General features: G+C 59.4%; 7 protein-coding genes. 4 read left to right on the top strand and 3 right to left on the bottom strand.

All coding sequences use genetic code 11. The features are described 5' to 3' along the window. Positions 1-3: 3 nt before the first annotated feature. Positions 4-2,295: an ATP-dependent DNA helicase gene (locus ASG35_RS28480; protein ID WP_056365661.1), complete on the bottom strand. Its 2,292-nt coding sequence runs from the start codon at positions 2,293-2,295 to the stop codon at positions 4-6. A gap of 110 nt (positions 2,296-2,405) precedes the next feature. On the opposite strand from ASG35_RS28480, the gene ASG35_RS28475 reads away from it, so the two are divergent. The 4 genes from ASG35_RS28475 to ASG35_RS28460 all read left to right on the top strand — a co-directional run bounded on the left by ASG35_RS28475 (position 2,406) and on the right by ASG35_RS28460 (position 9,846). Beyond that, positions 2,406-2,951, top strand: coding sequence for a DUF4142 domain-containing protein (locus ASG35_RS28475; RefSeq protein ID WP_082508655.1), 546 nt, complete (start codon positions 2,406-2,408; stop codon positions 2,949-2,951). A 34-nt stretch (positions 2,952-2,985) separates the two neighbouring features. Then, positions 2,986-3,276: a hypothetical protein gene (locus ASG35_RS28470; protein WP_056365658.1), complete on the top strand. Its 291-nt coding sequence runs from the start codon at positions 2,986-2,988 to the stop codon at positions 3,274-3,276. A gap of 85 nt (positions 3,277-3,361) precedes the next feature. After that, a complete protein-coding gene (locus tag ASG35_RS28465) occupies positions 3,362-5,146 on the top strand; it encodes a thiamine pyrophosphate-requiring protein (RefSeq protein ID WP_056365655.1) in 1,785 nt (594 codons plus the stop codon). Positions 5,147-5,631: 485 nt separating this feature from the next. Then, a complete protein-coding gene (locus ASG35_RS28460) occupies positions 5,632-9,846 on the top strand; it encodes a CheR family methyltransferase (RefSeq protein ID WP_235527755.1) in 4,215 nt (1,404 codons plus the stop codon). Positions 9,847-9,909: 63 nt separating this feature from the next. Here the strand turns inward: ASG35_RS28460 and ASG35_RS28455 are convergent, their stop codons facing one another. Both ASG35_RS28455 and ASG35_RS28450 read right to left on the bottom strand, forming a co-directional pair. Then, on the bottom strand, positions 9,910-11,013 hold the full coding sequence (locus ASG35_RS28455; RefSeq protein WP_056365652.1) for an acetate/propionate family kinase: 1,104 nt from the start codon (positions 11,011-11,013) through the stop codon (positions 9,910-9,912). Between the two features lie 4 nt (positions 11,014-11,017). Next, positions 11,018-13,405: a phosphoketolase family protein gene (locus ASG35_RS28450; RefSeq protein WP_056365650.1), complete on the bottom strand. Its 2,388-nt coding sequence runs from the start codon at positions 13,403-13,405 to the stop codon at positions 11,018-11,020. Between the last annotated feature and the right edge of the window lie 31 nt (positions 13,406-13,436).

Here is a 13,436-nt window from a genome sequence, read left to right as displayed (position 1 = left end):
CATCTAGAGCAATACGGGTGCCTGACTTACAGCCACATGACGCACGATTTTCACGTCCCACCACGCGGGGAATAGCCGGCGCACTTCTGGACGCGCGAAGCGGTCGTCGATCAAATACAACACCCCGCGATCGTCCTGTCCACGAATGACCCGGCCTGCCGCTTGCACCACTTTCTGCACGCCCGGAAACAGATACGTGTAGTCGTATCCTGCGCCGAATTCGCGGTCCATATGCGCTTTCATGTGCTGGTTGACCGGGTTGAGTTGCGGCAACCCGAGGGTCGCGATAAATACGCCGATCAAGCGTTTACCCGCGAGATCGATGCCTTCGCCGAAGGATCCGCCAAGCACGGCGAAACCAACGCCGCGGCTCGATTCAGTGAAGCGCGCTAGAAATGCGTGCTGATCGGCTTCGCTCATGGATCGCGTTTGTTGCCAGACGGGAATGTCCGGATGCTCGCAGCGCAACGCGTCTGCCACTCGATCCATATAGTCGAAGCTGCTGAAAAAGCTGAGGTAGTTGCCGGGCGTTCGCCGATACTGCGAGGCAATCAGCTCGACCAGTTGCGGCACCGATTGTTCGCGATCGCGATAACGCGTGGACACGTTCGCCACCACGCGCACTTCCAGTTGTTCGGCCTGGAACGGCGAAGCGACATCGACGTCCACGCACGTCTCAGGCAGGCCGAGCATGTCACGATAAAAATGCGCAGGCGCGAGCGTGGCCGAGAACAGCGCGACCGAATGCGCACGCGCAAAACGCGCCTTGAGATGCGGCGCGGGTACGCGGTTGCGCAGACACAGCACGCTTTGATTGCGCGGACCCGCAAGCGTGATGTCGAAGACGGTATGCGTACCGAAGCGTTCCGCGATGCGCACGAAATGCATGGCATCGAAGTAAAAACGCAGCATGTCGCGATTGAGCGCGGCCGGTTGTTCACCGATGAATTCCGTGACGACCGCGATCATGTTTTCGAGCGTTTCCAGCAACCGCGCCGGCAGCGTTTCTTGCACGGCGTATTCCACACTTTGCTGACTTGCGAGCGTTTTCCATGCGCGGCCGATCTGGTCGAAAGCGCGCTTGAGCGGCGCCGGCGCAGAGCGGCGAACCTTGCGGAAATGCCCTTCGTCGAGCGTCGCCGAATACATTGCGCGTCCGCGCTCCACCAGGTTGTGCGCTTCGTCCACGAGCACGCTCACGCGCCATTCCTTTGACTCCGCGAGCGCGAAGAGCATTGCGTTGGTATCGAAGTAATAGTTGTAATCGCCGACAATCACGTCGCTCCACCGCGCGAGTTCCTGGCTCAGGTAATACGGACATACCGCATGATCGAGCGCGACTTCGCGGAGTGCATCGCGACGAAGCTGTGTCACTTTCAATGCCGCTTCGCGCGCAGCGGGAAGGCGATCGTAGAAGCCGCGCGCAAGCGGGCAGGACTCGCCGTGACAGGCTTTGTCGGGATGTTCGCAAGCTTTGTCGCGCGCCACGAGTTCGATCACGCGCAACGGGATTTCGCGGCCCAATGTAGTGAGGGCGTCGAGTGCGAGCTGGCGCCCGGAGCTCTTGGCAGTCAGAAAGAATATCTTGTCGAGTTGCTTCGCGGGCCACGCTTTCAGAAGTGGAAACAGGCTGCCAAGCGTCTTGCCTATGCCCGTTGGCGCTTGCGCCATTACACAGCGCCCGTGTATGGCTGCGCGGTAGATCGAAGCCGCTAGTTCACGCTGTCCTGTTCTAAACGATGCATGCGGGAAAACCATTTCTCCGAGCGACGTATTGCGCCGCGCGGCGTGTTCGAGTTCGTGCCGCGCCCAATCGATAAACCGCGAACATTGCAGTTCGAAGTACGCACGTAGCGCTTCGGCCGATTGCGTTTCGATGAATACCGTTTCTTTGCCGCTCGCGATATCGAAGTACACAAGCGCGATGTTGATCTCACGCAAGGCCATTTTCTCGCAGCACAGCCAACCGTAAATGCGGGCCTGCGCCCAATGCAAATGGCGATGATTCTCCGGAATGGCATCCAGCTTCCCGCGATACGTCTTGATTTCCTCGAGCTGGTTCAGGACCGGATCGTAACCGTCGGCGCGGCCACGCACATGCAATACGCCGCATGTACCGGACAGCGTGATTTCGGCTTGATAACCGTCGTGGCGACGGCCGGTGACGACCTTATGCCCGTCCATGCCTTGCTGCGCAGTGGGCGATGGCGTGAAGCGCAGATCCAGATCGCCTTGCTTTGCGGTGAATTCGCAAAGCGCGCGGACCGCAATGACGTAACCAGGTTGCTCGGGCATATTTACTGTACGGATATACAGTAAATATTAGCACGCCTGGGTCCTTTGGGTACGAGGGTTGCTGTGGCCTAAGTACGAAGCTGATCCTTTTTGTTTTTACGGAGAACCGAATGAAGACTAAGACTCTTTCCATCTTGTTTGCCGCTTGCCTGATTACGAGCGCCCCGCTGGTCCACGCACAAACGGAAGCCGCGTCCACGACGATGGCGAACCCGCTGTCCGATACGGATAAAGCATTCGTGCAGGCGGCATCGATGTCCTCGTCCACGGAAATCGACGCCGGCAAGATCGCGATGACTCATTCCAGCGACAAGGACGTGAAGTCATTTGCGCGTCACATGATGATGGATCACACCAAGCTCACCGTTCAGTTGAAGATGGCTGCGCCCAAGGGCGTAACGGTGCCGAAGGACAATTCCGACACGTCCATTCTGGATTCGCTGAAGCCGTTGAAGGGCAAGGAGTTCGACACGGCGTATATCACCAAGGTTGGCGTCGAAGGCCACAAGCAAGCGGTCGATGCATTCCAGAAAGAGATTTCCGACGGACAGAATGCCGACCTGAAGAAGGCTGCTACAAAGGCGCTGCCGACCATCCAGGAGCACTACAAGATGGCGCAGGACCTGGCGACGAAAAAGGGCGTGTCCGCGCAGTAAAGCACGGGTTGATCGGAACTTCAGGAGTTGATTTATGAAAGATGCAAAGCGAGTGTTGTTCGCGGGATTGTTTGCGGTTGTATCGACGGTTGCGTTGGCGCAAAGCGGCGCGGGCGGAGGTTCGGGTGGCGGCAATGGCAATGGCGGATCGGGCGGCGGCAACGCGCATAGCGCAGCGACCGCGGGCATGACGAGCGGCGGCGATCCGGCATCCGGCACGATGTCGAAGAGCGGCAAATCGCACAAGAAGATGGCCCACAAATCCGCGACCGATACCACCAACATGCCGGGCGCGAACGCAAGCAGCGATACGAAGGGACAGTGACCCTTCAGAGGTTTGATTGAAAAAAAGCGCGGCCTTGCAGTCGCGCTTTTTCACATGAACGCAGACAAACGTGCAGGAGAATGCAATGGCGCAGACAGTGGGCGACTTTATCGTGGCGAGGCTTCATGCGTGGGGCGTGCGCAAGATGTTCGGCTATCCCGGCGACGGCATCAACGGCGTATTCGGCGCAATGCGCCGCGCGCCGGACAAGATCGATTTCATTCAGGCGCGGCACGAGGAAATGGCCGCCTTCATGGCATGCGCGCACGCCAAGTTCACCGGCGAACTCGGCGTATGCATTGCGACATCGGGACCGGGTGCATCGCACTTGATTACCGGCCTCTACGATGCACGCATGGACCACATGCCCGTGCTCGCCATTGTCGGGCAGCAGGCTCGCACTGCGCTTGGCGGGCATTACCAGCAGGAGCTGGATTTATCGTCGATGTTCAAGGACGTCGCCGGATCGTTCGTGCAGCAAGCGATGGTGCCTTCCCAAGTGCGTCATCTCGTTGACCGCGCGGTGCGGATTGCGTTATCCGAGCGACGCGTGACGGCAATCATTCTGCCGAACGACTTGCAGGAATTGCCTTACGAGGAACCGGAGCGGGCGCACGGAACATTGCATTCGGGCGTGGGCTGGACCGCGCCGAAAGTGGTTCCCTATGCCGCGGATCTGGAGCGCGCGGCGGCCGTACTTAATGAAGGACGCCGTGTCGCCATTCTCGTGGGCGCGGGCGCGTTGAACGCAAAAGACGAACTGATCGCGGTTGCCGACACACTTGGTGCGGGCGTTGCAAAAGCGCTGCTCGGCAAGGCCGTGTTGCCCGATGACTTGCCGTGGGTGACGGGTTCCATTGGCTTGCTCGGCACCGAGCCTAGCTACAAATTGATGACCGAATGCGACACCTTGCTGATGGTTGGTTCGGGTTTCCCATATGCCGAATTCTTGCCGAAGGAGGGTCAGGCGCGCGGCGTCCAGATCGACTTGAAAGGCGACATGCTGAGCTTGCGATATCCCATGGATGTGAACCTGCAAGGCGACGCGGCCGAAACCTTGCGAGCGCTGCTGCCGTTGCTCGAGCAGAAGACGACGGGAAGCTGGCGTGACCGCATCTCTCGATGGAACCGCAGCTGGCAGGAAACGCTCCACGACCGCGCGATGCAAAGCGCCACGCCAGTCAATCCGCAGCGCGTGGCTTTGGAGTTGTCGTCGCGTTTGCCGGACAACGCTATCGTGACCAGCGATTCGGGATCGTGCGCGAACTGGTTTGCACGCGACGTGCAGATCAGGAGCGGCATGATGTGCTCGTTGTCGGGCGGTCTTGCTTCCATGGGCGCGGCCGTTCCCTACGCAATTGCTGCCCGCTTTGCATACCGCGACAGGCCCGTGGTCGCGATGGTCGGAGACGGCGCCATGCAGATGAACAACATGGCCGAGCTGATCACGCTGATGAAGTACTGGAAGCCGTCCGATGCCGCCTGGGTCTGCGTCGTTTTCAACAATCAGGATCTGAACCAGGTGACATGGGAACAACGCGTGGTCGAGGGCGATCCCAAGTTTGAAGCATCGCAGCAAATCCCCGACGTGCCGTACCACAAGTTTGCGGAGCTTATCGGCATGAAGGGTGTTTATGTGGATGACCCGGAGCGCTTGGGCGCCGTATTCGATGAAGCTTTTGCTTCGGACCGGCCGGTGCTCATCGAAGTAAAGACCGACCCTAACGTGCCGCCGTTGCCGCCGCACATGACGTTGAAACAGGCGAAGGCGTTTGCATCGACTTTGCTGCAAGGCGATCCGGAGCAGGGCAGCGTGATCATCGATACAGCAAAACAGGTGTTTTCCAGCATATTGCCTTCAACGAGCTAATCAACCGCCCTGATGTTCGGCGTACGGCGGCGCGGCATGATCCTGGACGCCAACGGGAACAGTTGACCCGACATAGCAGAATGTTCAGAATGCAAAAAGGGTCATTCACCACTTTCCGTGTTCAAAACTGCAAGGCGTTCCTCGCGGATTTTAGCTTCCATGCAACGGAGGCATTTTCAGTTCGCTACGCCACCGCGTGGTGTTAGCGTCGGCTCGCTCCATATAAGAGTTAAAATTGCGAGTCGATGCAAATCCAAAATGACATGCAGCCGTCAGCCGCTGTGAGCGCTTCACCAGAAGCGTCTGGAGCGAAATGAGGTCACCGCCGCGAGCGAAGCGCTTTGGCTCCGCCACGGCGCCAGCTGACTTTTTCGCAGATGTATAGGTGGGAATCAGGCTGTCGGAATCAACGTTGGCCTGCGTGTTTGTCGTCCACCGGATCTGCGCCTGTCGACCCTTGAATGTTAATAACCGAGGCCCAGGGAGTGAGTGAGACATCAACATCAGCGGTCCCGCCAGAGAGCGATGGCGCTGGCCGCGAGAGCACGGCCGCGGATGGCCCTGGAGACGCGTACAGTCCGGGTTCGCTCGGCTTTCCGGTTGTTGGAATAGGTGCGTCCGCGGGCGGCGTTCAGGCACTCCTGCGGTTTTTCGAAAACGCGCCGGCCGACATGGGCATGGCGTTTGTCGTCGTATTGCATTTGTCGGCCAAGCATGTCAGCAGCGCCGACAAAGTTCTGCAGAACGTGACCCGCATGCGCGTCAAACAGGTCAGCGGCCCCACGTCCATTGAAGCGAACCACGTCTACGTCATTGCGCCAGGCAAGAGCCTGACGATGACAGACGGACATCTGGACGCGCGCGACGTCGAGCCGAATTTCGGACGCCCCGTCAGTATCGACAGGATGTTTCGGAGCCTTGCCGAGGCGCACGGCCAGTACGTCATGTGCATCGTGATGTCGGGAACGGGCAGCGATGGCGCAGTCGGCATTGCTTCGGTAAAAGAGCGGGGCGGCGTCACGCTCGCGCAGGAACCGAACGACGCTGAATACCCGGAGATGCCGCAGAACGCCATTCATACGGATCAGGTCGATCTGATTTTGCCGGCTGTGGAGATGCCGCAGCGCTTGCTCGATATCTGGAACAACGCGAAGCGCATCGCGCTGCCCGAAGCCGATCCGCCTGCGGTAAATCCGAATGATCGGGCCGACCGGCGCGGCGAAGCGGAGGTTGCGCTTCAGGACATCCTCTCTACACTGCGTACGCGTACAGGCCACGATTTTCGTTTCTACAAGCGGGCAACCATGTTGCGCCGCATCGAGCGCCGCTTGCAGGTCAATAGCGTGCCGGATCTGATCGAATACCGTTTGTTGCTTCGGGAAAACCCTCGCGAAACCAGCGCGTTGCTCAAGGACATGTTAATTGGCGTGACGAGTTTTTTTCGCGACCGGGAAGCTTTCGAAACCGTCGAGCGCGACGTCATGCCCGCGCTTTTTAATGGCAAGAACGACGGGGACCAGGTGAGGGCGTGGGTGGCGGGATGTTCCTCGGGAGAGGAGGCGTATTCGCTCGCCATGCTCCTGACCGAGCAGCGTGATTTGCTGCGGTCCACGGCCAACATTCAGGTGTTTGCAACGGACATCGATGAAAGCGCGGTCAGCCGCGCGCGAGCCGGCGTGTATCCGGAATCGATCATCACGGACGTGCCACCTTCGTCATTGCGACAGTTTTTTGTCAAGACCGGCGCGCACTACGAGGTCGTTAAGAGCATTCGCGAAAAGATCCTGTTTGCCATGCACAACGTGCTGCGCGATCCGCCTTTTTCGCGACTCGATATTGTCTCGTGCCGCAACCTGCTGATCTATCTCGACCGCAGCGTGCAGAATCAGGTGCTCGAGATGTTTCACTACGCGCTTTATCCCAACGGATATCTCTTCCTCGGCAGCTCCGAGTCGGCCGACTCGGTGGAAGATCTTTTCGCCGTGGTGGATAAGAAGAACCGGGTGTATAGAGCGAAAGCGGCCAAGCTGCCGAACCGGCCTGCGCTGACATCGCCGGCTTTGGCAGACCAGGGACGCGCCACGAGCACGGAAGAAGACGGTTACGCGCTGATTCCGGGGCGCCGCAACTTTTCCTTCAGCGCGCTGCACCAGCGCGTGCTGGAGCAATATGCACCGCCGAGCGTAATCGTGAATCGTGATTCGAAGATCGTGCATATGTCCGACAACGCCGGACGTTTCCTGAGATACGTCGGCGGTGAACCTTCGAACAACTTGATTGCGGTAGTTCAGCCCGAGCTGCGGCTCGATCTGCGCACGGCGCTGTTTCAGGCGGTACAGACGGGCAACAGCGTGGAAGCGCGGCGCGTGAAGTTGCAGCGCGACGGGCGTCCTTCGTTCGTGAACATGACCGTGCGCCCGTTTCATGACGCCGCCGCGGATGCCGACTTCATCCTCGTGCTGTTCGATGAAGTGCAGGAGGCAATGACGGAAAGCGCGGTGGTGACTGAGCGTGACGCCGGTCAAGATACCGTGATGCAGCAGCTCGAACAGGAATTGCACCTGAGCAAGCAGCAACTGCAGACGACTATCGAGCAATACGAAACATCGACAGAGGAATTGAAGGCATCGAACGAAGAACTGCAGGCCATCAATGAAGAGTTGAGATCTGCGACGGAAGAACTCGAGACGAGCAAGGAAGAGTTGCAGTCCGTCAATGAGGAACTCATTACGGTCAACGCCGAGCTGCAGGCGAAGATCGAGGAAACAGGCAAGGCTAACGACGACCTGCAGAACCTGATCACGTCCACCGACATTGCGACCATCTTCGTCGACCGCGCTATGTGCATCAAGCGTTATACGCCGAGCGCGACGACCGTGTTCAACCTGATCAGCGCGGACGTGGGGCGTTCGCTTTTCGACATCACGCACAAGCTGAATTATCCCGAACTCGCCAACGACGTCAGCGCCACGTTCCAGTCGCTGAGGCTGATCGAACGGGAAGTGGCGACCAACGACGGCCGATGCTTCCTTGCGCGCCTGCTTCCGTACCGGACGGCGGACGATCGAATCGATGGCGCAGTGTTGAGTCTCGTTGAAACCACGGCGCGCCGCGACGCCGAGGCAAACCTGCGCGCCGGCGAAGAGCGCATGCGGCTCGCTGCGCAAACGACCAACGACTTTGCGATCATCGTGCAGGACCTGGACGGTCGCATCGTGAGCTGGAACGCCGGGGCCGAGCGCGTGTTCGGCTACACGGAGCGCGAGGCGGTGGGCCAGAATATCGATGTGATCTACAGCGCTTCTGATAACAAGGATGGCGTTGCCAGCCGCGAGCGCGAGATTGCGCAGCATGACGGACGCGCCGACGACGAGCGCTGGCACATCGCAAAAGGCGGGCGCAAGGTTTATTGCAGCGGTGTAGTGACGCCGCTGAACGATCCGAAATTCACCGGCTACGCAAAGATCCTGCGCGATCTGACCGACCGCAAGACGCAGGAAGACGCACGCCAGGTTCAACTCGAAGAAGAACGCGTGGTGCGCGCGCGGGCAGAGGCCGCGAACCGGTTGAAGGACGATTTTCTGGCTGTCCTGTCGCACGAGCTGAAACATCCGCTCAACCTGATCCAGGTGAAAGCGGAAATGTTGCCTCGGATCCCTGAGGCGCGCGGTGTGCCCGCTATCAAGCTCGCTGCGGATGCGATCAAACGGGCGGTACGGGGCCAGGCGAAGATCATCGACGACTTGCTGGATCTGTCGCGTGTGCGCACCGGCAAGCTCGCGCTCAATCTCGCCACGAGCGACGTTGCGAAGATGCTCGCCTCCATCGCGGATGCAATCGAGACCGACGCGGCATCGCGCGGCATAAAGCTGTCATTCGATGGACTGGCCGAGCCGGTGTGGACCAAGGTCGATCCTGTACGTTTCGACCAGATCATATGGAACCTGCTATCCAATGCGCTGAAGTTCACGCCGCACGGCGGCTCGGTGTCCGTGCGTCTGAAGAAGGAAGGGGACGAACTCCGTATCGATGTCACCGATACCGGCATTGGTATCAAAGCGCCTGTGCTGCCGCATGTCTTCGAGATGTTCTCGCAAGGTATTGAAGCGCGGCGCGCCACGGGAGATGGAATGGGTATCGGGCTCGCGCTCGTGAAACAGCTTGTGGAGATGCATGCGGGCCGCGTGTCTGCGCACTCCGAAGGCGTGGGGCACGGGACGACCATGAGCGTCTGGCTGCCGCTTGTCGATGGCAGGCCGGACAGCGGCGAAGCGCATGAGCGTAGCGGGTCACTTTCCGGCGTACGTGTGCTGGTGGTCGACGACGATCCGGAAACAGCCAATGCGTTCGCCGCCTTGCTGCAACTCGAAAGCGCCGCAGTTGCGACTGTCCACAACGCCCGCGAAGCGCTCACATTCCTCGATCGTGAACCCGTCGACCTGATGCTCTGCGATATCAGCATGCCCGGCATGGACGGCGATGAACTCATCGATCAGATTCGTGCGAATCCGCGGCTCGCTGGCTTGCCCGCGATTGCGCTGACTGGCTACACGCCCGGCACGGATGAGAGCCGCACGCGCATGAAGTTATTCGATCTTTCGTTGACGAAGCCGGTGTCGCTCGACACGTTGATCTCCGCGGCCGAGCAAGTGCTTTTCTGGCGCGGCGCGCATGGCGGCGGCACGCATGCGAGCGAATAAAACGATCCGGCAATAACGGTCGGCGCAGGATTCGATCCGGCGCCGACCGTTCACCACACCACGCTAACTATTGAGAGTCAGAAGCGTGCGGCAATGCCGCGCGATCTGGCGTTCTTCCTGCGTTTCGATCACATCGAACTGGACGCCGAGAAAATCGAGGCCTTTGCAGATGCGTTCGCGTATGGCGCCGGCATGTTCGCCGATGCCCCCCGTGAACACAACGCGATCGAGGCCGCCCATCAGCGCCGCATATGCGCCGATTGTCTTGCGCACCGCGGTGCAAAAAACATCGATTGCGAGTTCTGCGTCCGCGTCGCCGCGTTGCAGAAGCGACTGCATGTCGTCGTTTGAATCGGAAAGACCTTTGAGACCACTGTCCTTGTTGATCAGATGTTCGACCGCATCGGCATCCATGCCGCCCGTTCGCATCAGGTAGACAAACACGCCGGGATCGAGATCGCCGGTACGTGTTGCCATGGGAATGCCGCCGGTCGGCGTGAGGCCCATGGTGGTATCGATTGACCGGCCGTTGTGGATCGCGCAAAGGCTCGCGCCGCTGCCCAGATGCGCGACCACGAGGCGCTCGGGAAGATCGTTGCCGAGACTCGCCACAATTGATTCATACGATAAACCGTGGAACCCGTAGCGCACCACGCCTTCGTCGGCGTAATGCTTCGGCAAGGCCAGATGCGTGGCGCGGGCGGGCATGGTCTGGTGGAACGCGGTGTCGAGACAGGCGTAATGCGGAACGTCCTTGAAGATGTCCTGCGCCTGTTCGAGCAACTCGAGCGACTGCGGCAAATGCAGCGGCGCGAACTGCACCGCGTCGCGAAGAGTCTGCGTGACTTCGTCCGTGATCCGCGCATGCGTTCGCAAATGCGGACCGCCATGCACGATTCGATGACCGACCGCTACCAGCGGCTCTTCAAGATGCTCGTGCAAGGCGTCGGCCATATGCTGAAGCGCGTCGTGCTGTGACTCCATTACATGGCTTTGCTGAACGTCTATTGAGCCATCCAGCGAACGCATGCTCAGCGATCCGTCTTCACGGCCAATGCCTTTCGCGCTTCCTGTCAGCCACGCTTTTTCGTCGCCGCCGTCCGGCGCAAACACGCCGAACTTGAGCGACGACGAACCGCTGTTCAATACCAGAATGTCCTGTGCCATGGCGTCAGTCTTTCCACGCCCAGTTGCGGATTTCATCGCGATCGATGCCTTCCGCATGCGCGTAGCCAATGCTCTCGTTGATCTGGTCCTTCAACCAGTTCTTGGTATGTGCGCCGGTATCGCGCAGACGCGGCACGCGATCGATCACGTCGATACACAACGAGAAACGGTCCACCTGATTGATGATCGCGAGTTCGAACGGCGTGTTGATGTTGCCGCGTTCGCGATACCCATGCACATGCATGTTTTCGTGATTCGTCCGGTTATACGTGAGCTTGTGAACCAGCGTCGGGTACGAGTGGAAGTTGAAGATCACCGGCTTTTCGCGCGAGAAAATGGAATCGAAATCGCGATCCGACAGGCCGTGCGGATGGTCGGTCTCGGGCATCAGGCGGAAAATGTCGACCACGTTCACAAAGCGGATCTTGAGGTCGGGGAAACGCTCCTTCAGGATTTCGACCGCGGCCAACGATTCCATGGTCGCGATGTCGCCGGCGCACGCCATCACCACGTCGGGCTCGCTGTTCTGATCCGTCGATGCCCAGTCCCAGATGCCAATGCCCTTCGCGCAATGCGCAAGCGCCGCTTCCGTATCGAGGTACTGCAAATGCGGCTGCTTGTCCGCGACGATCACATTCACATAGTCACGCGAACGAAGGCAATGATCCATCACGCTCAGCAGGCAGTTTGCGTCGGGCGGCAAATAGATGCGCACGACTTCAGGACTCTTGTTCGTGACGACATCGAGAAAACCCGGGTCCTGGTGCGTGAAGCCGTTGTGATCCTGACGCCATACGAGAGACGTGATCAGCAGGTTCACCGAAGGCACGGGCGCGCGCCAGTCGAGTTCAAGCTTTGCCTTTTCGAGCCACTTCGCGTGCTGGTTGAACATGGAATCAATCACGTGCACGAACGCTTCGTAAGTCGCGAGAAGTCCATGCCGTCCCGTCAGTACATACCCTTCGAACCAGCCTTCGAGCGTATGTTCGCTGAGCATTTCCATGACGCGGCCATCGGTCGATAAAGCACCGCCGTCGCTGTCTTCAGGCTTGAATTCCGCGATCCAGCGCTTGCCGGAGGCTTCATACACGCCGTCAAGTTTGTTGCTTGCGGTTTCATCGGGGCCGAAGAGCTTGAACGAGTTCATGTTGCGCTTGATGACATCGCGCAACCAGGTTGCAAGCACTGCAGTCGACGATTGATACGTGCCGCCCGGGTCCTTGACCTTGTATGCGTAGTCGCGAATGTCCGGCAGATCCAGCGAGCGACGCAAACGTCCGCCATTCGCATGCGGATTCGCGCTGATGCGGCGCTCGCCCTTCGGCGCCATCTCGCGCAGCTCTTCTATGAGCGTGCCGTGTTCGTCGAAAAGCTCTTCCGGCTTGTAGCTGCGCATCCACGTTTCCACGATCTTCAGGCTCTTCGCGTTGGTCGCCGGGTCGAGCACGGGCACTTGATGCGCGCGCCAGAAATCCTCGACCTTGTGGCCATCGACCTCTTTCGGACCTGTCCAGCCTTTGGGCGAACGCAGCACGATCATCGGCCAGCGCGGACGGGTTGTGTCGCCCGTTGAACGCGCGTGCGCCTGAATCGCTCGGATCTCTGCGATGCACGTCTCGAGCGTCTGCGCCATCAATTCATGCATTGCCGCCGGGTCCGAGCCCGACACGAAGTGCGGCTTGTAGCCGTAACCCGTCATGAGCGCTTCGAGCTCTTCCTGCGGAATGCGCGCAAGGATGGTCGGGTTCGCGATCTTGTAGCCGTTCAAGTGCAGGATGGGCAGGACCGCGCCGTCCTCTACGGGATTCAGAAACTTGTTCGAATGCCACGACGTTGCAAGCGGACCCGTTTCGGCTTCGCCATCACCGACCATGACCGCCACGATCAGGTCGGGGTTATCGAAAGCCGCGCCGAAGCCATGCGAAAGGCTATAACCCAGTTCGCCGCCTTCGTGGATGGATCCCGGTGTTTCAGGCGTGCAATGCGACCCGATTCCCCCCGGCGATGAAAACAGCTTGAAGAGGCGCAGCATGCCGGTTTCATCGGCGCTACGATCTGGATAGACCTCGGAGTAATAACCTTCGAGATACGAATTCGATAGCGTTGCCGGCGCGCCGTGACCGGGGCCTGAGACGAACATCACGTTCAGGTCTTCCTTGATGATCAGCCGGTTCAAATGGACCCAGGTGAACGACTGGCCTGGATCCGAGCCCCAATGCCCGAGAAGACGTCGCTTGATGTGCTCGGCTTTCAGCGGTTCGCGCAGCAGCGGATTGGCACGCAAATAAATCATGCCCACCGATAAATAATTGCAGGCGCGCCAATATGCGTCGATCTTGCGTAATTCGTCGGGGGAAAGGCGCGGGGAAGTGGAAGTTGCCTGTGTGTCCATGTCGTGTCCGTTGATATCCGTTGAAAGATGG

The sequence above is a fragment of the Burkholderia sp. Leaf177 genome (assembly GCF_001424345.1).
In the GTDB taxonomy this organism is placed as follows: domain Bacteria; phylum Pseudomonadota; class Gammaproteobacteria; order Burkholderiales; family Burkholderiaceae; genus Caballeronia.
This window is presented reverse-complemented; position numbering and strand designations above follow the sequence as displayed.

Coding starts and splice junctions, on each gene's coding strand:
- ASG35_RS28480 (WP_056365661.1), bottom strand. CDS start 2,295: ATGCCCGAGCAACCTGGTTACGTCATTGCGGTCCGCGCGCTTTGCGAA.
- ASG35_RS28475 (WP_082508655.1), top strand. CDS start 2,406: ATGAAGACTAAGACTCTTTCCATCTTGTTTGCCGCTTGCCTGATTACG.
- ASG35_RS28470 (WP_056365658.1), top strand. CDS start 2,986: ATGAAAGATGCAAAGCGAGTGTTGTTCGCGGGATTGTTTGCGGTTGTA.
- ASG35_RS28465 (WP_056365655.1), top strand. CDS start 3,362: ATGGCGCAGACAGTGGGCGACTTTATCGTGGCGAGGCTTCATGCGTGG.
- ASG35_RS28455 (WP_056365652.1), bottom strand. CDS start 11,013: ATGGCACAGGACATTCTGGTATTGAACAGCGGTTCGTCGTCGCTCAAG.
- ASG35_RS28450 (WP_056365650.1), bottom strand. CDS start 13,405: ATGGACACACAGGCAACTTCCACTTCCCCGCGCCTTTCCCCCGACGAA.